The 22431-nt window shown below is 50.8% G+C and carries 8 protein-coding genes, 1 rRNA gene and 1 other annotated feature; of the genes, 8 read left to right on the forward strand and 1 reads right to left on the reverse strand.

Annotated elements, in window-relative coordinates; translation table 11 throughout:
* Positions 1-1088: 1088 nt before the first annotated feature.
* From IPJ53_00210 to IPJ53_00240, 7 genes are all read left to right on the forward strand, one after another.
* Entirely contained in the window at positions 1089-1670 is a 582-nt protein-coding gene (locus IPJ53_00210; GenBank protein MBK7797517.1) for a leucine-rich repeat domain-containing protein, read from the forward strand.
* A 481-nt stretch (positions 1671-2151) separates the two neighbouring features.
* Positions 2152-5034, forward strand: a complete 2883-nt coding sequence (locus tag IPJ53_00215) for a hypothetical protein (protein MBK7797518.1) — start codon at positions 2152-2154, stop codon at positions 5032-5034.
* Positions 5035-5156: 122 nt separating this feature from the next.
* Entirely contained in the window at positions 5157-5981 is an 825-nt protein-coding gene (locus IPJ53_00220; GenBank protein MBK7797519.1) for a leucine-rich repeat domain-containing protein, read from the forward strand.
* A gap of 628 nt (positions 5982-6609) precedes the next feature.
* On the forward strand, positions 6610-7770 hold the full coding sequence (locus IPJ53_00225; protein MBK7797520.1) for a leucine-rich repeat domain-containing protein: 1161 nt from the start codon (positions 6610-6612) through the stop codon (positions 7768-7770).
* Positions 7771-7956: 186 nt separating this feature from the next.
* Entirely contained in the window at positions 7957-10839 is a 2883-nt protein-coding gene (locus tag IPJ53_00230; protein MBK7797521.1) for a hypothetical protein, read from the forward strand.
* Positions 10840-11030: 191 nt separating this feature from the next.
* A complete protein-coding gene (locus IPJ53_00235) occupies positions 11031-12134 on the forward strand; it encodes a leucine-rich repeat domain-containing protein (GenBank protein MBK7797522.1) in 1104 nt (367 codons plus the stop codon).
* A 172-nt stretch (positions 12135-12306) separates the two neighbouring features.
* Positions 12307-14054 (forward strand): 16S ribosomal RNA (locus tag IPJ53_00240).
* A gap of 122 nt (positions 14055-14176) precedes the next feature.
* Positions 14177-18728 (forward strand) — a sequence feature (mutual gap in cmsearch alignment for this rRNA model is longer than 100).
* A 2266-nt stretch (positions 18729-20994) separates the two neighbouring features.
* Here IPJ53_00240 and IPJ53_00245 read toward each other — a convergent pair.
* Complete coding sequence (locus IPJ53_00245; GenBank protein MBK7797523.1) at positions 20995-21147, reverse strand: hypothetical protein; 153 nt, start codon at positions 21145-21147, stop codon at positions 20995-20997.
* 175 nt (positions 21148-21322) lie between these two features.
* Between IPJ53_00245 and IPJ53_00250 the strand changes: the two genes are divergently transcribed.
* Positions 21323-21652 (forward strand): hypothetical protein, encoded by a 330-nt coding sequence (locus IPJ53_00250; protein ID MBK7797524.1) that lies wholly within the window; start codon positions 21323-21325, stop codon positions 21650-21652.
* Positions 21653-22431: the final 779 nt, after the last annotated feature.

Raw genomic sequence — 22431 nt, forward strand, 5'->3', positions numbered from 1 at the left:
GCTGAGTGGTCTTCAGAGCATGTACCATCGTTTGGAACACACAAGCGAATACAGAGAGAGAGAATGAATAATTGAATCTGCTGGTTCAGCTAAACTCTGCTCCAAACTCACCAACATTGATCCTGGTCCACTGAATGGCCTCTTCTTTGAGCATGGAGTGAAGAGAAGCCTCAAATTCCTCCATGCCCTCGACTGCAGTTTGCCATTCAGCTCCTCCTCAACCTCCACACACAAACACACCAACCAAAGACTCGAATCACCTCTCACTGTTTCTCCACATTGGAACCACTCACTCGATCGATAAACCAGACATTATTCTCCTCCCTTGAGCCTCTTCCACCCTTTCCATTCTGTCGAGTTTGAGCGCGATAGAGAGCTCCTTCAGTTGACTGAAAAGACCAAACAGACTCTTCAAAACCTTGCCTCTCTTTTACCCCGCCTTGAGAGTCTCCATTATTCTCTCCAACAACTCCACCCTTCCATCGTCCTTTTCTTCCAAACTAACCCGAAAGGAGCTGAACCTCGATGAGAACGAAAGGCCGTTTGCTTTCTGCTGCCAACCATGAACCTCGTCCTCAAACACAATCTGAAACCCCTCATCCAGAAACTGGGGTCGAAAGCCATTGGTTCTGGCGTCCTTTCCTCCAACTATACGTGCCAACACAAACAGAGGCTGCTGGAATTTGGCAGGCACCAACTCCACTTTTTTCCAGAAATTTTGTGGATGGAACACTGAGGTCGAAAAAAAATATCGCCGACACCGAAAAAAAACCACCGACGTCACCTTGCCGCCACTCTGCCTCCCATCGCCACTCCATGAGTCAGGAGAGGAAGAAGATTGAGGTGCGGATCGATGGGGCCGATGATCCTGAGAGCAAGCTGAAGGCCGAGCTGGGTCGATTGAGTGAAGACGAAAGCAAAGAGGCCTTGCAGTTGGAAGTGAACGCGGAAACTGCGGCGGAATCGATCAAGTGGATAGGATCGCGAAAGCCCTTGTTCGGCTCAGCAAGCCACATTGGAGACTGGTGCTGTGGATTGGGTCCAATGGTTTGGAGAGTGTTCCTGAATCAGTTTGGGAGCTCGCAAACTTGGAGGAGCTTCGACTCGACAACAACAAACTCAAGACCCTTTCTCCTGCAATCGCCAAACTCACCAAGCTGAGGAGGCTCTGGATTGGAAGGAATCCATTTGAGGGCTTTCCGGAAGCTGTGTGCAAGCTGGAGCAATTGGAGGTTTTGTTTGCAAATGGCTGCCAATTGAGTGTTCTTCCTTCCTCCTTCGCCTCTCTTCGCAATCTGCTGGAACTCGATCTTGGTGACAACGCCTTTGAGCAGTTTCCTGAAGTGATCTGCGAGTTGAGGAGCCTGAGGAAGCTGTTGCTGAATGGCAACAAGCTGTCGTCTCTTCCTCAATCGTTTGCCAATCTTCGAGAGCTGAGAGAGCTCAATATTTCCGAACAACCGCTTCAAGGAGTTTCCTCAAGTGGTGTGCGAGCTGCCGAATCTGGAGAGCTCTACATGGGACAACCAATTGATCGAGCTGCCTCTGGCCATCACCAAGCTTGTTGGCTTGAAATTCCTGGATGTAAGTCGAAACTCGTTCACCAGCTTTCCTCTGTTTCTTGGCGATTTGCCTCAGCTTTCAGCCTTCTCTCATCATGGTTGGTTTGATCTGCTCGTTTCCATTTCTCTTTCTCTTGCTCACAATTTGTGCAGGCAATCCTCCTCAGGGTCCCCAACTGGCCTCTCAGATGCCGATTTGCTCCGCTTCCTCCAACAGCGTCGAGAGATTGCTCGACTGTCTGCCATCATTGGAGGAGGCTTCTGCTGCGAGGAGTCGAACGCGTGGACTCGATTTCTGGTTCGAGGACTGTACGATCCTCGACTGTTCATCTTCATTTTCGACTTTGCCTTTGACTTGTCCATTTTCGAGTCTGGTCGAAAGAAAGCCCGATTGGAGGAGGCCGATTGAGGCCATGACTGACTGATCGATTTGAGCAGTTTGGCGATCAATAAACGAGATCCACTGCAGAGACAGAGATTGGTTGGTGTGAGGTGTTGGCCAATTGGAGGTGGAGTGAGCAGTCGAGGGCTCTGTTTTTCCAAATTGCTGTCAAACAAACCAAAACACAAAAATGAGATCCTCAGAACCATGGGATACAATGGCCACCTCTATCGATCGTTGCCGAAGAGTGCGGAGAAGCACTGGGTCCTCAAGGTTGCTCCCATTCTGCGAGCATTTGCTATTGCAGACGAGGTAAGTAAAACTGTCTCTTTCATCTCTCTCTTCACTGTGGTGCACACTGCTCTACATCGACCAATCCGTGGCGGTCGGAGGAACAACAAGAAGGCTCTCAACTCGCTCATCAACCGAATCAACCGGATTGGCCAGCCCCAAGACCTGAACGACGCAAAAGAAGTTCCAATCCGAGTTGAAGAGCCAATTATCCGCCCAGTCGACGATCCACAAGTGGCGGATGAGAAGAAGCAAGAACGGCCCGACGCAGACCGCGACGAGGAAAAGGAACCCAGGCTGAGTAAGAAGGCGATAGTTCGAATTGTTGCGCTCACGAGTCAGGGACATGTGAAGCGGGCTGTGAGTGTGGTTGAAAACCGCGACTCGCAGCCGTTTGACCGTGATGTCTCAGCTGAACTGCAGCAGCTTTTTCCTCGTGTCAAGAAGCAGTTTGAGGAAAGGGACGACGACTTCAAGGCAGCGCCAGTGACGGTGGACCCAAAAATTCTCTACCAGATCATCCGTGAATCCTGCACCGGCGCTTCCCCTGGACCATCTGGATGGACACCTGAGCTTCTGCTGCCCTTGGCTGAGGACAAGAAAACGTGTGGGGACTTGTGCAACCTGTTCCTACACATCATCCAAAAGGACGTCTCGAATGTCGTGAGATCGCTTCTCACGGCTTGCCGCCTCATTCCCATTCCCAAGAAAGACGGGACCATTCGACCCATCGCAATCCCGGAAGTCTTCTTCAAGATAGCAGGAAAGTACGCCCTGAGGCATCTCAACATTGAGAAAATCTTGCCGGAGCACCAAGTTGGAGTTGGTATTCCTGGAGGAGCTGACATCATCGTTCATCGCGCGAACCGCCTCTTGCGAACCAAGAAGATGGCTTTGTCATTGGACATCACCAATGGGTTCAATGAGGTTCAACGAGCATTTGTGCTGGCTCAGCTTCGTAAGACTGAGCAAGCTCGGCCGTTGATTCCGTTCTTCCACCTCGCGTATGGCGCTGATGCCAAGCTCCTCTACAGAGTCGGTGAGGAAACAAAGGTAATTCTCTCCCGTGAAGGAATCCGTCAAGGCGACCCCACCTCTTCCCTCCTCTTTGCAATCGCGCTCCAGCCCGCGCTGGTGGCAGCGGCCGAACAGCTTGGCAATGGAGGCCACGCTCTTGCGTTTGTGGACGACACCCTGCTCATCGGTGACCCGGAACGATTGGTCGATGCAATGGAGGCCTTCAGCCTGAAAGCCGCAGAAGCTGGACTCAAGATCAACCAGGTAAAGAGCTCGGTCCTCAACATGTGTGGGGATGTGGAAGCTGCACAGCATCTAGCGGAGACCGTGAGGTTGGATCTCAAGACGGAGGCGGAAATCATGGGAGCTCCAGTCGGCCTCAAAGAATGGCAGAAGAAGTTTGTGACCGAGTACGCCAAGGATCGAGTGAAAGGAATGTCCCTGCTTCTTGACCCACAAGTGCCCCTGCAAGTCGCGCTCAGCATTGTGCTTCAGTCTCGACAATTGACGATGTGCTACATCTCCAGAATGGTGGACCCCGAGGCCGCCAGCGACGGGTATGAGGTATACGACCAGGCCTTGAGAGATTGGCTTCTGACAGCAATTGGATGCCCTGGGCTGCCGGAAGACCGGAGGACGGAAGCCATCAGGCAGATGGAGTGTCCGACTTCTGTTGGAGGCCTCGGCCTTCTCAACATGAAGGAGCGATCCAAGATCTCCTTCTTAGTGTCGGCCATCAATTCCTTCAGGAGCAGCGATCTGAGGAGCTTCGACAAAGCCACCAACAAATATGACAGAAGTGTCATCAAGGCTTTCGAGGAGTTCCATCAGTCAGCGCTTCTGTTGCCTGAGTCGGAGCAAGACAAGCTGAAGAAACTGCCAATTTGGGACCCGTTTAACCTCGAGGGGAAACAGGTTCCGCTGCTACGAGAGAGACAAGTCCGACGACCCTTCAACACCGCCCTTCGTGCCAAGTTGTATGCTGATGCCAAGGAAGAGGTGAAATTTGGCGACAGATCCCCCCAAGCCCGCCAATTGATGACAGCGAGACGCATGGTAAATGCAAGTGGACCTTCTTCGCACTGCTGGCTGTATCACAATGGAGCCCCTGTGAATGAGCACCTCACCAACGACCAAATGAAGATCTGCCTTCAACTTCTACTTGGAGCCGGACCCCATGGAGTGTGCCAACACTGCGGTAACGACCAAGATGACATCGTGACCCATCTCTCTTTGTGCATGAAAACTCAGGGTTTCCGTAATGTGAGACATACGGAGTTGAAAAGGACCCTGAACCAGATTCATCGAGAAGCCGGCTTGACGACTTTCACTGAGCTAACCTTTGTTGACCAGAAGGACCGGAACCTGCGACTCGACGTTGTTGCCACCGATGGAACATCGCCCCCAGTAGCCCTGGACGTCATGATCTTCTCCCCCTTGGCCAAGACCTATCTGGGGATGCCATCACCTGCCGAGCACCAAGCCCGAGAAAAGCGAAGGACCTACGATGCCCTCTGCAAGGCGAAGTTCACCACCTTCATCCCTTTTATTGTTACGGTTTATGGGAAACTAATGAGGGAGGGCCATGAATGGCTCAAGCGAGTAGCAGAAACCTGGTTACGACAAGAAGGCGACCTCGACCGACTCCACACCTTCGCCGAAATGAAGAGGCGGGTATATTGCCTCTTCTATGTGCGCTTCCAAAGGATCATTGCCAACTCCATCCTGCGATGCACGAACTTCAAGCGCAACCCACCGGCCCGGATTGTGGGCCAGCAATAACAGGATTGGAATGTTTGGACCACAGGACCAGCATTTTCCAAGGCCTCTTGTACCGTTTCCTAGTTACCATTTGATTCTTAAAGTATCTTTCAAAAAAAAAAAAAAAAAAAAAAAAAGTATCTTTGCTTTTGCCACTGAACTCCATCACCTTGCCGCCACTCTGCCTCCCATCGCCACTCCATGAGTCAGGAGGAAAGAAGATATACGTGGGGATCAACAAGGCCGATGATCCTGAGAGCAAGCTGAAGGCCGAGCTGGGTCGATTGAGTGAGGACGAAAGCAAAGAAGCCTTGCAGTTGACAGTGAACGCGGAAAACTGCGGCGGAATCGATCAAGTGGACAGGATCGCGAAAGCCCTTGTTCGGCTCAGCAAGCCACATTGGAGACTGGTGCTGTGGATTGGGTTCAATGGTTTGGAGAGTGTTCCTGAATCAGTTTGGGAACTCGCAAACTTGGAGGAGCTTCGACTCAACAACAACAAACTCAAGACCCTTTCTCCTGCAATCGCCAAACTCACCAAGCTGAGGAGGCTCTGGATTGGAGGGAATCCATTTGAGGGCTTTCCGGAAGCTGTGTGCAAGCTGGAGCAATTGGAGGCTTTGTCTGCTGATGGCTGCCAATTGAGTGTTCTTCCTTCCTCCTTCGCCTCTCTTCGCAATCTGCTGGAACTCTATCTTGGCGAAAACGCCTTTGAGCAGTTTCCTGAAGTGATCTGCGAGTTGAGGAGCCTGAGGAAGCTGTGGCTGAATGGCAACAAGCTGTCGTCTCTTCCTCAATCGTTTGCCAATCTTCGAGAGCTGAGAGAGCTCAATATTTCGAACAACCGCTTCAAGGAGTTTCCTCAAGTGGTGTGCGAGCTGCCGAATCTGGAGAGTCTCTACATAACGGACAACCAATTGAGCGAGCTGCCTCTGGCCATCACCAAGCTTGTTGGCTTGAAATCCTGAATTTGAGTGGAAACTCGTTCACCAGCTTTCCTCTGTTTGTTGGCGATTTGCCTCAGCTTTCAGCCTTCTCCTCATATGGTTGGTTCAATCTGCTCGTTTCCATTTCTCTTTCTCATGCTCACAATTGGTGCAGGCAATCCTCTTCAGGGTCCCCAAAGAGGCCTCGAAGATGCCAATTTGCTCCGCTTCCTCCAACAGCGTCGAGAGATTGCTCGACTGTCTGCCATCATTGGAGGAGGCTTCTGCTGTGAGGAGTCGAACGCGTGGACTCGATTTCTGGTTCGAGGACTGTACGATCCTCGACTGTTCATCTTCATTTTCGACTTTGCCTTTGACTTGTCCATTTTCGAGTCTGGTCGAGTGTAGAGGCCGATTGGAGGAGGCCGATTGAGGCCATGACTGACTGATCGATTTGAGCAGTTTGCCGATCAATAAACGAGATCCACTGCAGAGAGACAGAGAGAGAGATTGGTTGGTGTGAGGTGTTGGTGGATTGGAGGTGGAGTGAGCAGTCGAGGGCTCTGTTTTTCCAAATTGCTGTCAAACAAACCAAACAGAAAAAAAGTATCTTTGCTTTTGCCACTGAACTCCATCACCTTGCCGCCACTCTGCCTCCCATCGCCACTCCATGAGTCAGGAGAGGAAGAAGGTTGAGGTGCGGATCAACAAGGCCGATGATCCTGAGAGCAAGCTGAAGGCCGAGCTGGGTCGATTGAGTGAAGACGAAAGCAAAGAAGCCTTGCAGTTGAAAGTGAACGCGGTAAACTGCGGCGGAATCGATCAAGTGGATAGGATCGCGAAAGCCCTTGTTCGGGTCAGCAAGCCACATTGGAGACTGGTGCTGTGGATTTGGTCCAATGGTTTGGAGAGTGTTCCTGAATCAGTTTGGGAACTCGCAAACTTGGAGGAGCTTCGACTCGACAGCAACAAACTCAAGACCCTTTCTCCTGCAATCGCCAAACTCACCAAGCTGAGGAGGCTCTGGATTGGATGGAATCCATTTGAGGGCTTTCCGGAAGCTGTGTGCAAGCTGGAGCAATTGGAGGTTTTGTTTGCTAGTGGCTGCCAATTGAGTGTTCTTCCTTCCTCCTTCGCCTCTCTTCGCAATCTGCTGGAACTCCATCTTGACAACAACGCCTTTGAGCAGTTTCCTGAAGTGATCTGCGAGTTGAGGAGCCTGAGGAAGCTGTGGTTGAATGGCAACAAGCTGTCGTCTCTTCCTCAATCGTTTGCCAATCTTCGAGAGCTGAGAGAGCTCAATATTTCGAACAACCGCTTCAAGGAGTTTCCTCAAGTGGTGTGCGAGCTGCCGAATCTGGAGAGTCTCATCATGTGGGAACAACCAATTGAGCGAGCTGCCTCTGGCCATCACCAAGCTTGTTGGTTTGAAATTCCTGAATTTGAGTCGAAACTCGTTCACCAGCTTTCCTCTGTTTGTTGGCGATTTGCCTCAGCTTTCAGACTTCTCCTCATCAGGTTGGTTCAATCTGCTCGTTTCCATTTCTCTTTCTCTTGCTCACAATTGGTGCAGGCAATCCTCTTCAGGGTCCCCAAAGAGGCCTCTCAGATGCCGATTTGCTCCGCTTCCTCCAACAGCGTCGAGAGATTGCTCGACTGTCTGCCATCATTGGAGGAGGCTTCTGCTGCGAGGAGTCGAACGCGTGGACTCGATTTCTGGTTCGAGGACTGTACGATCCTCGACTGTTCATCTTCATTTTCGACTTTGCCTTTGACTTGTCCATTTTCGAGTCTGGTCGAGTGTAGAGGCCGATTGGAGGAGGCCGATTGAGGCCATGACTGACTGATCGATTTGAGCAGTTTGCCGATCAATAAACGAGATCCACTGCAGAGAGACAGAGAGAGATTGGTTGGTGTGAGGTGTTGGTCGATTGGAGGTGGAGTGAGCAGTCGAGGGCTCTGTTTTTCCAAATTGCTGTCAAACAAACCAAACACACAAAATGAGATCCTCAGAACCATGGGATACAATGGCCACCTCTATCGATCGTTGCCGAAGAGTGCGGAGAAGCACTGGGTCCTCAAGGTTGCTCCCATTCTGCGAGCATTTGCTATTGCAGACGAGGTAAGTAGAACTGTCTCTTTCATCTCTCTCTTCACTGTGGTGCACACTGCTCTACATCGACCAATCCGTGGCGGTCGGAGGAACAACAAGAAGGCTCTCAACTCGCTCATCAACCGAATCAACCGGATTGGCCAGCCCCAAGACCTGAACGACGCAAAAGAAGTTCCAATCCGAGTTGAAGAGCCAATTATCCGCCCAGTCGACGACCCACAAGTGGCGGATGAGAAGAAGCAAGAACGGCCCGACGCAGACCGCGACGAGGAAAAGGAACCCAGGCTGAGTAAGAAGGCGATAGTTCGAATTGTTGCGCTCACGAGTCAGGGACATGTGAAGCGGGCTGTGAGTGTGGTTGAAAACCGCGACTCGCAGCCGTTTGACCGTGATGTCTCAGCTGAACTGCAGCAGCTTTTTCCTCGTGTCAAGAAGCAGTTTGAGGAAAGGGACGACGACTTCAAGGCGGCGCCAGTGACGGTGGACCCAAAAATTCTCTACCAGATCATCCGTGAATCCTGCACCGGCGCTTCCCCTGGACCATCTGGATGGACACCTGAGCTTCTGCTGCCCCTGGTGAAGGACAAGCAAACGTGTGGGGACTTGTGCAACCTGTTCCTACACATCATCCAAAAGGACGTCTCGAATGTCGTGAGATCGCTTCTCACGGCTTGCCGCCTCATTCCCATTCCCAAGAAAGACGGGACCATTCGACCCATCGCAATCCCGGAAGTCTTCTTCAAGATAGCAGGAAAGTACGCCCTGAGGCATCTCAACATTGAGAAAATCTTGCCGGAGCACCAAGTTGGAGTTGGTATTCCTGGAGGAGCTGACATCATCGTTCATCGCGCGAACCGCCTCTTGCGAACCAAGAAGATGGCTTTGTCATTGGACATCACCAATGGGTTCAATGAGGTTCAACGAGCATTTGTGCTGGCTCAGCTTCGTAAGACTGAGCAAGCTGGCTCGTTGATTCCGTTCTTCCACCTCGCGTATGGCGCTGATGCCAAGCTCCTCTACAGAGTCGGTGAGGAAACAAAGGTAATTCTCTCCCGTGAAGGAATCCGTCAAGGCGACCCCACCTCTTCCCTCCTCTTTGCAATCGCGCTCCAGCCCGCGCTGGTGGCAGCGGCCGAACAGCTTGGCAATGGAGGCCACGCTCTTGCGTTTGTGGACGACACCCTGCTCATCGGTGACCCGGAACGATTGGGCGATGCAATGGAGGCCTTCAACCAGAAAGCCGCAGAAGCTGGACTCAAGATCAACCAGGTAAAGAGCTCGGTCCTCAACATGTATGGGGATGTGGAAGCTGCACAGCATCTAGCGGAGACCGTGAGGTTGGATCTCAAGACGGAGGCGGAAATCATGGGAGCTCCAGTCGGCCTCAAAGAATGGCAGAAGAAGTTTGTGACCGAGTACGCCAAGGATCGAGTGAAAGGAATGTCCCTGCTTCTTGACCCACAAGTGCCCCTGCAAGTCGCGCTCAGCATTGTGCTTCAGTCTCGACAATTGACGATGTGCTACATCTCCAGAATGGTGGACCCCGAGGCCGCCAGCGACGGGTATGAGGTATACGACCAGGCCTTGAGAGATTGGCTTCTGACAGCAATTGGATGCCCTGGGCTGCCGGAAGACCGGAGGACGGAAGCCATCAGGCAGATGGAGTGTCCGACTTCTGTTGGAGGCCTCGGCCTTCTCAACATGAAGGAGCGATCCAAGATCTCCTTCTTAGTGTCGACCATCAATTCCTTCAGGAGCAGCGATCTGAGGAGCTTCGACAAAGCCACCAACAAATATGACAGAAGTGTCATCAAGGCTTTCGAGGAGTTCCATCAGTCAGCGCTTCTGTTGGCTGAGTCGGAGCAAGACAAGCTGAAGAAACTGCCAATTTGGGACCCGTTTAACCAAGAGGGGAAACAGGTTCCGCTGCTACGAGAGAGACAAGTCCGACGACCCTTCAACACCGCCCTTCGTGCCAAGTTGTATGCTGATGCCAAGGAAGAGTTGAAATTTGGCGACAGATCCCCCCGAGCCCGCCAATTGATGACAGCGAGACGCATGGTAAATGCAAGTGGACCTTCTTCGCACTGCTGGCTGTATCACAATGGAGCCCCTGTGAATGAGCACCTCACCAACGACCAAATGAAGATCTGCCTTCAACTTCTACTTGGAGCCGGACCCCATGGAGTGTGCCAACACTGCGACCGCGACCAAGATGACATTGTGACCCATCTCTCTTTGTGCATGAAAACTCAGGGTTTCCGTAATGTGAGACATACGGAGTTGAAAAGGACCCTGAACCAGATTCATCGAGAAGCCGGCTTGACGACTTTCACTGAGCTAACCTTTGTTGACCAGAAGGACCGGAACCTGCGACTCGACGTTGTTGCGACCGATGGAACATCGCCCCCAGTAGCCCTGGACGTCATGATCTTCTCCCCCTTGGCCAAGACCTATCTGGGGATGCCATCACCTGCCGAGCACCAAGCCCGAGAAAAGCGAAGGACCTACGATGACCTCTGCAAGGCGAAGTTCACCACCTTCATCCCTTTTATTGTTACGGTTTATGGGAAACTAATGAGGGAGGGCCATGAATGGCTCAAGCGAGTAGCAGAAACCTGGTTACGACAAGAAGGCGACCTCGACCGACTCCACACCTTCGCCGAAATGAAGAGGCGGGTATATTGCCTCTTCTATGTGCGCTTCCAAAGGATCATTGCCAACTCCATCCTGCGATGCACGAACTTCAAGCGCAACCCACCGGCCCGGATTGTGGGCCAGCAATAACAGGATTGGAATGTTGGACCACAGGACCAGCATTTTCCAAGGCCTCTTGTACCGTTTCCTAGTTACCATTTGATTCTTAATGTATCTTTATCAATTGCTGTCAAAAAAAAAAAAAAAAAAAAAAAAAGTATCTTTGCTTTTGCCACTGAACTCCATCACCTTGCCGCCACTCTGCCTCCCATCGCCACTCCATGAGTCAGGAGAGGAAGAAGATTGAGGTGCGGATCAACAAGGCCGATGATCCTGAGAGCAAGCTGAAGGCCGAGCTGGGTCGATTGAGTGAAGACGAAAGCAAAGAAGCCTTGCAGTTGACAGTGAACGCGGAAAACTGCGGCGGAATCGATCAAGTGGACAGGATCGCGAAAGCCCTTGTTCGGCTCAGCAAGCCACATTGGAGACTGGTGCTTCTGATTGGGTATAATGGTTTGGAGAGTGTTCCTGAATCAGTTTGGGAGCTCGCAAACTTGGAGGAGCTTCGACTCAACAACAACAAACTCAAGACCCTTTCTCCTGCAATCGCCAAACTCACCAAGCTGAGGAGGCTCTGGATTGGATGGAATCCATTTGAGGGCTTTCCGGAAGCTGTGTGCAAGCTGGAGCAATTGGAGGTTTTGTTTGCTTATGGCTGCCAATTGAGTGTTCTTCCTTCCTCCTTCGCCTCTCTTCGCAATCTGCTGGAACTCAATCTTGGCAACAACGCCTTTGAGCAGTTTCCTGAAGTGATCTGCGAGTTGAGGAGCCTGAGGAAGCTGTGGCTGAATGGCAACAAGCTGTCGTCTCTTCCTCAATCGTTTGCCAATCTTCGAGAGCTGAGAGAGCTCAATATTTCGAACAACCGCTTCAAGGAGTTTCCTCAAGTGGTGTGCGAGCTGCCGAATCTGCAGGACATTCAGACGGAAAGCAACCAGTTGAGCGAGCTGCCTCTGGCCATCACCAAGCTTGTTGGCTTGAAAGCCCTGAATTTGATCGGAAACTCGTTCACCAGCTTTCCTCTGTTTGTTGGCGATTTGCCTCAGCTTTCAGCCTTCTCCTCATCAGGTTGGTTCAATCTGCTCGTTTCCATTTCTCTTTCTCTTGCTCACAATTGGTGCAGGCAATCCTCTTCAGGGTCCCCAAAGAGGCCTCTCAGATGCCAATTTGCTCCACTTCCTCCAACAGCGTCGAGAGATTGCTCGACTGTCTGCCATCATTGGAGGAGGCTTCTGCTGCGAGGAGTCGAACGCGTGGACTCGATTTCTGGTTCGAGGACTGTACGATCCTCGACTGTTCATCTTCATTTTCGACTTTGCCTTTGACTTGTCCATTTTCGAGTCTGGTCGAGTGTAGAGGCCGATTGGAGGAGGCCGATTGAGGCCATGACTGACTGATCGATTTGAGCAGTTTGCCGATCAATAAACGAGATCCACTGCAGACAGAGAGAGAGAGATTGGTTGGTGTGAGGTGTTGGTCGATTGGAGGTGGAGTGAGCAGTCGAGGGCTCTGTTTTTCCAAATTGCTGTCAGTGAAACTGCAGATGGCTCATTAAATCAGTTATAATTCATTTGAGGATGAAATGACTACATGGATACCCGTAGTAATTCTAGAGCTAATACATGCGCAATGTCCCGACTCGCGAGGGAAGGGACGTATTTATTAGATAAAAAACCAGATTGGCGAGGAGTCGTAGTAACTGTTCGGAGCGTATGGCCTTGTGCCGGCGCTAGTTCATTCAAATTTCTGCCCTATCAGCTTTTGACGGTAGTGTAGTGGACTACCGTGGCAGTGACGGGTGACGGAGAATGAGGGTTCGATTCCGGAGAGGGAGCCTGAGAAATAGCTACCACATCTAAGGAAGGCAGCAGGCGCGCAAATTACCCAATCCTGACACAGGGAGGTAGTGACAAGAAATAACAATACCGGGCCTTTTGGCTTGGCAATTGGAATGAGTACAATTCAAATCCCTTAACAAGGAACAATTGGAGGGCCAGTCTGGTGCCAGCAGCCGCGGTAATTCCAGCTCCAATAGCGTATATTAAATTTGCTGCAGTTAAAAAGCTCGTAGTTGGATTTGTGGTGTGGTGCGTCTGGAGCCAGCGTGGTCCTTTCGAGGGCTGTGTTGTGTGATCCGGGTAAGCGTGCCTGCCATTCGTTCCTCTTCTTCACATCTTCGGATGGGATGGAGGGAACCCTTTACTTTGAGCAAATTAGAGTGTTCCAAGCAGGCCGTTCTAGGGCCGTGAATACATGAGCATGGAATAATAAGATAGGACTCGGGTTCTATTTTGTTGGTTTCCAGGATCTGAGTAATGATTGATAGGGACGGTTGGGGGTGCTAGTATTCAACGGCCAGAGGTGAAATTCTTGGATTCGTTGAAGACTAACTTATGCGAAAGCATTCACCAAGGACGTCTTCTTTAATCAAGAACGAAAGTTGGGGGATCGAAGACGATCAGATACCGTCGTAGTCTCAACTATAAACGATGCCAACTAGGGATACGTGGACGTTTGTTCGAAGACTCCATGTGCACCTGACGAGAAATCCAAGTTTTTGGGTTCCGGGGGGAGTATGGTCGCAAGGCTGAAACTTGACGGAATTGACGGAAGGGCACACCAGGAGTGGAGCCTGCGGCTTAATTTGACTCAACACGGGGAAACTTACCAGGTCCAGACAATAAGAGGATTGACAGATTGAAGATCTTTCTTGATTTATTGAGTGGTGGTGCATGGCCTTTGTTGTCTGGTTTATTCCGTTAACGAACGAGACCTCGACTTGCTAAGTAGGGTTGGATAACGTGAGTTATTTCTTTTGAATTCTTCTTAGAGGGACTCTCGGTGCGTAGCCGATGGAAGTTCGAGGCAATAACAGGTCTGTGATGCCCTTAGATGTTCTGGGCCGCACGCGCGCTACACTGATGTGTTCACTGAGCACCTTGTGAAAGAGCCTTGGCCGAGAGGTCCGGGGAATCTGTGAAAGCACATCGTGATGGGGATAGATTATTGCAATTATTAGTCTTGAACGAGGAATTCCTAGTAAACGCGGGTCATCAGCTCGCATTGCCTGTGTTGGAGCCCTTTGTCCACACCTACACCGAATGATTTAGTGAGCATCGCGGAGATTGCTTGTGTGGGGGTGACCCTGCGTGAGTGTTTGAAGCGGCGCAAACTTGACCATTTAGAGGAAGTAAAAGTCGTAACAAGGTTTCCGTAGGTGAACCTGCGGAAGGATCATTCTGTTTGTTGAGAGTTGGTCATTTATTGAGAACAAAAGAAAGTGGGAGAGTGGGAGGGAGAGTTTAAGGCTTTCCCTCTCTCTATTTTTTTACAAACCAAACAAAACACCAAAAACAAAAAAACAAAAACTAAAACAATTACAATTCTTAGCAACGGATATCTAGGCTCCCGCAACGATGAAGAACGCAGCCAAGTGCGATACGTAATGCGAATTGCAGAATTCAGTGAATCATCAAGTTTTTGAACGCAAGTGGCGCTCTCGGGTTAGGCCTGAGAGCAGGTTTCTTTGAGAAGCTTTTCGTGCTCGCTCTGCCAAGTTTGTTTGGTGGGAGATTGGCCTCTTCCTCCTCTCTTTCCACAGAGGGGAGGTCGGGCTCAAGTGTTGGAGAAGAAGGTGTTTTCGAGTCTCGCTCGTCAGCGGCGGTTGTCGACCAGCGCTGTTAGTGGTGTGTTGCTCTGATTTCTCTTGGTCTCTCCCTCTTTCTTTATTTCCTTAAAAAGGAAAAAACCAAAAACCTAAAAGCCCTCAAATGAAGCCAGATCACCCGCCGAACTTAAGCATATTAATAAGCGGAGGAAAAGAAACTAACCAGGATTCCCTCAGTAACTGCGAGTGAAGCGGGAAGAGCTCAAGATGGAAATCGCCTGACCGAGAGGCCTGGCGAATTGTAATCTGAAGGCGCCATGTCAGCGTGCGACCCGGGTACAAGTGCCTTGAAATAGGCCCGTCAAAGAGGGTGAAAATCCCGTGTGTGACCTGGAGCTCGCCGCGTACGACAGGTGTTCGAAGAGTCGGGTTGTTTGGGAGTGCAACCCCAAGTGGGAGGTAAATTCCTTCTAAAGCTAAACATGAACGGGAGACCGATAGCGAACAAGTACCGTGAGGGAAAGATGAAAAGAACTCTGAAAAGAGAGTGAAAGAGGACTTGAAATTGCTAAGAAGGAAGGAGTGGCTGGCCTGTCGTAGTGGGACTGCACAGGGTTAGGGGCTGGAGCGGCGGGTGTCGGAGAGTTTGCCGTGTGTGTGCCTCTTTAGTGGGGCCTCCAAGACAAGCTTGTACGATTCAGGTGCTCGGCCGGCCTCGTCCCTGAGTAAGTCTGACCAGCAAGGATTCGCAGCTTGGAAGGGCGGTGTTGATGAGGGTAAGGTGGTGTTGAGTTGTTCTCTCTTTTACGAGAGAGAGCGACTCAACACGTTATAACCTCGTCCAAAGTAGAAGCCGCCTTTTTCTCGCCAAGGAAAGCGGATCGAGGTTTTAAAATGAAAGCGCGCGCAAAATTGTGTGGCAGTGGGGGTCTGCGGGAGTGCTTTGCTCGACTCGTTATGGGAGGTGATAGTATCACGGCTCGTTGGGTCGGGTGTACCATCTCTGTGGACTGATACGTGTGACCTATCTAGACGCGCTGGAGTTGCTGGTGTGAACGGGCGCCACTCACCCGTCTTGAAACACGGACCAAGGAGTCTAACATGCACGCGAGTATGGAGGGTGATTAAAGCCCTTTTTTTTATTTGGATGCGAAGTGAAAGCGAGTCCTAAGAGGACCTTTTTAAAAAGGTGGGATTCTTCTTGTTTTAACAAAAAGGCAAGAAGAAGCACCATCGGCCGACCTGGTGCTCGCACCAGGCTTGAGCCAGAGCGTGCACGTTGGGACCCGAAAGATGGTGATCTATGCCTGAGCAGGGTGAAGCCAGGAGAAATTCTGGTGGAAGCTCGTCGCGATACTGACGTGCAAATCGTTCGTTAGACTTGGGTATAGGGGCGAAAGACTACTCGAACAATCTAGTAGCTGGTTCCCTCCGAAGTTTCCCTCAGGATAGCTGGAACATGTACAGTTTTATCAGGTAAAGCTAATGATTAGAGGTCGTGGAGTTGTAACAACTTTAACCTATTCTCAAACTTTAAATAGGTAAGAAGCTGGGTGATGCTTGATGTTAAAAGGTGATCCCCAGCCTCGAATGGAATGTTTCTAGTGGGCCAATTTTGGTAAGCAGAACTGGCGATGCGGGATGAACCGAAAGCGCAGTTAAAGTGCCGGACTGTCCGCTAAACCAGATCCTACAAAAGGTGTTAGTACATATAGACAGCAGGACGGTGGTCATGGAAGTCGAAATCCGCTAAGGAGTGTGTAACTACTCACCTGCATAATGTACTAGCCCTGAAAATGGATGGCGCTGAAGCGGGCGACTTAGACTGTGCCGTTTCTTTTACTTTTCTTTTTATAAATGCAAATGATGAAGAAACGTGTAGGAGGGCGTGGGGTTTGGTGACGCAGCCTGAGACGTGAGTCCCGGTGAAACAAACTCTAGTGCAGATCTTGGTGGTAGTAGCAACTATTCAAATGAGACCTTTGAAGACTGAAGTGGAGCAAGGTTCCATGTGAACAGCAATTGGACATGGGTGAGTCGATCCTAAGTCGGGAGGGGAAGCCTGTTTTTAAAGGTGGGTTTGTTCCCCGGTAAAAAAGGGAAGAGTACCCAGACCCCCCGCGAAAGGGAAGCAGGTTAACATTCCTGCACCAGGACGTGGATAATTTTGCCGAAAGGCGTTGAAAGAGTGGCAACACAAACTGCACAATGCTCGGAGACGCCGGCGGAGAGCCCGGCAAGAGTTGTCTGTTCTTGTTAACAGCCTGACCTGGTGTGTGTGGTTCTTTTCTTTTAAACGGGGAGAGTGGCTACTACCGTCCTCCGGGACGGACACACTAGAATACCCTGGAATCAGATCATCTGGCGAGAGGGTTGACGTGGCTGGCAAAGCACTGCTGTATAGCGGTGTCCGGTGCCTCTTCGACGGTCCGTGAAAATCCGAGCCAGTGGAAGTGGTTTGTGGGTATTGGTTTGGTTTGGGGTCCGTTTGGCTCAAAAGGCCTTACAAAACTCTACCACCAAAACTCACACCAAAAAATCACTCGTATTCGCACCCCTGGTCGTACTGATAACCGCATCAGGTCTCCTAGGTGAGCAGCCTCTAGTCGATAGAAGAATGTAGGTAAGGGAAGTCGGCAAATTAGATCCGTAACTTCGGGAAAAGGATTGGCTCTAAGGGCTGGGTGTTTGGCGGCTCATCGGTTCTCGTGTGGGTGACTTGGTAGGTTTCCTGAGCCAGGCTCGGGGGAGGGACTGCCGCAAGGTGGACCAGCCCCTGCTTGGCTCGCCTATCCGGACGCCTTCGCTGCCGGTGCAGTCAAGAACACAATCAACAGCCAACTTAGAACTGGAGCGGACAAGGGGAATCCGACTGTTTAATTAAAACAAAGCATTGCGAGGGTCGGAAACGATGTTGACGCAATGTGATTTCTGCTCAGTGCTCTGAATGTCAAAGTGAAGAAATTCAAACAAGCGCGGGTTAACAGCGGGAGTAACTATGACTCTCTTAAGGTAGCCAAATGCCTCGTCATCTAATTAGTGACGCGCATGAATGGATTAACGAGATTCCCACTGTCCCTATCTACTATCTAGCGAAACCACAGCCAAGGGAACGGGCTTGGAAGAATCAGCGGGGAAAGAAGACCCTGTTGAGCTTGACATCAGCCTGACTTGGTGAATTGACTTGGGAGGTGTAGAATAAGTGGGAGGGGCAACCCGAGAGTGAAATACCACTACTCCTGATGTTAATTTACTTATTTCGTGGCGTAGGGCGGCGCTCTTCACAGAGTGTTTGTTCTGGAGCAAAGTTGGGTTTTCGAATTCAGCGACCTCAAGCGAAAGACAAAGTCAGGTGGGGAGTTTGGCTGGGGCGGCACATCTGCTAAACGATAACGCAGGTGTCCTAAGGTGAGCTCAATGGGAACAGAAATCTCATGTGGAATAGAAGGGTAAAAGCTCACTTGATTTTGATTTTCAGTATGAATACAAACTGCGAAAGCATGGCCTATCGATCCTTTAGAATTGAGGAATTTTCAGCTAGAGGTGTCAGAAAAGTTACCACAGGGATGTGTTTTTGTTGTCCCAGCTTTTGATTGCTGGTCTTCTTCTCACTAAGCAGAGAAGAAGGCGACACACCTGGATCAGGGGATGTTCTCGGCGTGGAGGTCCCTCAAAGGGGGGACCACCACTGGAGGGTGCGACCCTGAGGCGAGCTCTCTCTCTCTTATTAACTAGGAGAGACAGAGCCACCGCAACGCATGGAAAGGTGTGGCTCCCCCTCTACTATCTATCTATCTATCTATTAGAGTTAGAGGGAGGGAGAGCTAAGGTACATGCTGCTCCGCCCCGCGAGGGGTGTGTGTGTTACTTCCTCAAAGAGAGAGAGAGAGGAAACACACACCAACTAACTAATCAACTTTAGAAAAAAGGATTAACATTCAGGAACTGGCTTGTGGCAGCCAAGCGTTCATAGCGACGTTGCTTTTTGATTCTTCGATGTCGGCTCTTCCTATCATTGCGTCGCAGCAGGCGCCAAGTGTAGGATTGTTCATCCACCAACAGGGAACGTGAGCTGGGTTTAGACCGTCGTGAGACAGGTTAGTTTTACCCTACTGATGAGTGGTCACCGCGACAGTAATCCAATTTAGTACGAGAGGAACAGTTGGTTCGCATACTTGGCCTTGTCGGTTGACTGAAACGTCAGTGCCGAGAAGCTACCATGCGTTGGATAACGGCTGAACGCCTCTAAGCCAGAATCCATGCTGGAAAGGCGGTGATACGTTGAGGCCTCTGGGGCTCATAGTGTGCGTAAGCATAGGTGGTCTCTCTTTCGGGGGAGGCTACTCAGACCAAAGCAAGACTGGGCGCTGTGCGTTTCCGACCTGGAGACGTACAACTCGGTTCAATCACAAGTGAAAGCGTGGCCCTGGGGGACAGATCCCTCGCAGACGACTTGGAGTGGAACGGGGTACTGTACGTGTGAGAGTGGCGTTTTTGCCACGATCCGCTGAGATTCAGCCCTTTGTTCTGAGATTTGTTTTTTTTTTTTTGGGTGGTGGGTGAGTGAGGGGCTCGAAATCGAGCAGGGTGATTTTTCGGTTGTCTTTCTTTTTTTTTTGTTGGTGGTGGGTTTGAGGGGCTCGAAATCGAGCAGGGTGATTTTTCGGCTGGCTTTCTTTTTTTTGGTGGGGGGGATGGATTTTTGGACTTTGAATTTGAAACTTGAAATTTGAAACTAGACTTTGGCAAATTAGAGTTAGTAGGACGAGCTCTGGGCAGTCGACTGGTTTCAGGTTGCTCCGACTCATTTTTCCATCTGGAATGGCCTATACTACTGGCACCTGAGGGACCCTACCGCACCACTTTGTGGCCCTTGAACTCGTCTCCGTCGTCATAGGGGACAGAGGCAAGCTGCTCATGGAGCAAGGCTACACCACCTTCTGGATCGACAGAGAGGCACCCATCTTTTCGTCGGCTTTTGACTGATCTAAGTACACTACTGATAGTACTACACCAGCCCACCAGCTTTGGCAGACTAGATGCATCACCACCATGTGCTTGGCCGGTTGACTGCATCGTCAACTTTAGCCGTCTTCAGACACCAAGAGATGTCCTTGCTCTCAGTGACTCTTCACCTCTACACATCACTAACCTGTGCTTCGCGGGGTCTACCTTCCGTCGCTTCACTCGTCGTTTCATCATCAGCTTGGGTCTCCTCCAGGCCCCGCCAGCCGAACCTGTTTCTGTTTTCCTCTGAATTTGGCAAAAAGTAAAAGTAGAATTCTTGTGGTAGTAGAATAGAAGCGGTTAGTAGGACGAGCTCTGGGCTGTCGACTGGTTCAGCTTGCTCCGACTCATTTTTCCATCTGGAATGGCCTATACTACTGACACCTGAGAGACCCTACCGCACCACTTTGTGGCCCTTGAACTCGTCTCCGTCGTCATGGGGGACAGAGGGCAAGCTGCTCATGGAGCTTGGCTACACCACCTTCTGGATCGACAGAGAGGAACCCATCTTTTCGTCGGCTTTTGACTGATCTAAGAACACTACTGATAGTACTACACCAGCCACCAGCTTTGGCAGACTAGATGCATCACCACCATGTGCTTGGCCGGTTGACTGCATCGTCAACTTTAGCCGTCTTCAGACACCAAGGGATGTCCTTGCTCTCAGTGACTCTTCACCTCTACACATCACTAACCTGTGCTTCGCGGGGTCTACCTTCCGTCGCTTCACTCGTCGTTTCATCATCAGCTTGGGTCTCCTCCAGGCCCCGCCAGCCGAACCTGTTTCAGTTTTCCTTTGAATTTGGCAAGAAGTAGAAGTAGAATTCTTGTGGAAGTAGAATAGAAGCGGATAGTAGGACGAGCTCTGGGCAGTCGACTGGTTCAGGTTGCTCCGACTCATTTTTCCATCTGGTATGGCCTATACTACTGGCACCTGAGGGACCCTACCGCACCACTTTGTGGCCCTTGAACTCGTCTCCGTCGTCATAGGGGACAGAGGCAAGCTGCTCATGGAGCAAGGCTACACCACCTTCTGGATCGACAGAGAGGCACCCATCTTTTCGTCGGCTTTTGACTGATCTAAGTACACTACTGATAGAACTACACCAGCCACCAGCTTTGGCAGACTAGATGCATCACCACCATGTGCTTGGCCGGTTGACTGCCTCGTCAACTTTAGCCGTCTTCAGACACCAAGGGATGTCCTTGCTCTCAGTGACTCTTCACCTCTACACATCACTAACCTGTTCTTCGTAGGGTCTACCTTCCGTCGCTTCACTCGTCGTTTCACCATCAGCTTGGGTCTCCTCCAGGCCCCGCCAGCCGAACCTGTTTCTGTTTTTTCTTTGAATTTGGCAAAAGGTAGAAGTAGAATTCTTGAGGTAGAAGAATAGAAGCGGATAGAAGGACGAGCTCTGGGCAGTCGACTGGTTCAGGTTGCTCCGACTCATTTTTCCATCTGGAATGGCCTATACTACTGGCACCTGAGGGACCCTACCGCACCACTTTGTGGCCCTTGAACTCGTCTCCGTCGTCATAGGGGACAGAGGCAAGCTGCTCATGGAGCAAGGCTACACCACCTTCTGGATCGACAGAGAGGCACCCATCTTTTCGTCGGCTTTTGACTGATCTAAGTACACTACTGATAGTACTACACCAGCCACCAGCTTTGGCAGACTAGATGCATCACCACCATGAGTTTGGCCGATTGACTGCCTCGTCAACTTTAGCCGTCTTCAGAAACCAAGGGATGTCCTTGCTCTCAGTGACTCTTCACCTCAACACATCACTAACCTGTTCTTCGTGGGTCTACCTTCCGTCGCTTCACTCGTCGTTTCATCATCAGCTTGGGTCTCCTCCAGGCCCCGCCAGCCGAACCTGTTTCTCTTTTCTTTGAATTTGGCAAAAAGTAGAAGTAGAATTCTTTGTGGTAGTAGAATAGAAGCGGATAGTAGGACGAGCTCTGGGCAGTCGACTGGTTCAGGTTGCTCCGACTCATTTTTTCATCTGGAATGGCCTATACTACTGGCACCTGAGGGACCCTACCGCACCACTTTGTGGCCCTTGAACTCGTCTCCGTCGTCACAGGGGACAGAGGCAAGCTGCTCATGGAGCAAGGCTACACCACCTTCTGGATCGACAGAGAGGCACCCATCTTTTCGTCGGCTTTTGACTGATCCAAGTACACTACTGACAGTACCACACCAGCCACCAGCTTTGGCAGACTAGATGCATCACCACCATGTGCTTGGCCGGTTGACTGCATCGTCAACTTTAGCCGTCTTCAGACACCAAGGGATGTTCTTGCTCTCAGTGACTCTTCACCTCTACACATCACTAACCTGTGCTTCGCGGGGTCTACCTTCCGTCGCTTCACTCGTCGTCTCATCATCAGCTTGGGTCTCCTCCAGGCCCCGCCAGCCGAACCTGTTTCTCTTCCTTTCTTTGAATTTGGCAAAAGAGAGAAGTAGAATTCTTGTGGAAGTAGAATAGAAGCGGATAGAAGGACGAGCTCTGGGCAGTCGACTGGTTCAGGTTGCTCCGACTTATTTTTCCATCTGGAATGGCCTATACTACTGGCACCTGAGGGACCCTACCGCACCACTTTGTGGCCCTTGAACTCGTCTCCGTCGTCACAGGGGACAGAGGCAAGCTGCTCATGGAGCAAGGCTACACCACCTTCTGGATCGACAAAGAGGCACCAATCTTTTCGTCGGCTTTTGACTGATCTAAGAACACTACTGATAGAACTACACCAGCCACCAGCTTTGGCAGACTAGATGCATCACCACCATGTGCTTGGCCGGTTGACTGCCTCGTCAACTTTAGCCGTCTTCAGACACCAAGGGATGTCCTTGTTCTCAGTTACTCTTCACCTCTAAACACACTAACCTGGGCTTCGCGGGGTCTACCTTCCGTCGCTTCACTCGTCGTTTCATCATCAGCTTGGGTCTCCTCCAGGCCCCGCCAGCCGAACCTGTTTCTCTTTTCCTTTGAATTTGGCAAAA

This window comes from Candidatus Vicinibacter affinis (assembly GCA_016714365.1).
GTDB classification, from domain to species: Bacteria; Bacteroidota; Bacteroidia; order Chitinophagales; family Saprospiraceae; genus Vicinibacter; species Vicinibacter affinis.

Coding starts and splice junctions, on each gene's coding strand:
- IPJ53_00215 (MBK7797518.1), top strand. CDS start 2,152: ATGGGATACAATGGCCACCTCTATCGATCGTTGCCGAAGAGTGCGGAG.
- IPJ53_00235 (MBK7797522.1), top strand. CDS start 11,031: ATGAGTCAGGAGAGGAAGAAGATTGAGGTGCGGATCAACAAGGCCGAT.
- IPJ53_00230 (MBK7797521.1), top strand. CDS start 7,957: ATGGGATACAATGGCCACCTCTATCGATCGTTGCCGAAGAGTGCGGAG.
- IPJ53_00225 (MBK7797520.1), top strand. CDS start 6,610: ATGAGTCAGGAGAGGAAGAAGGTTGAGGTGCGGATCAACAAGGCCGAT.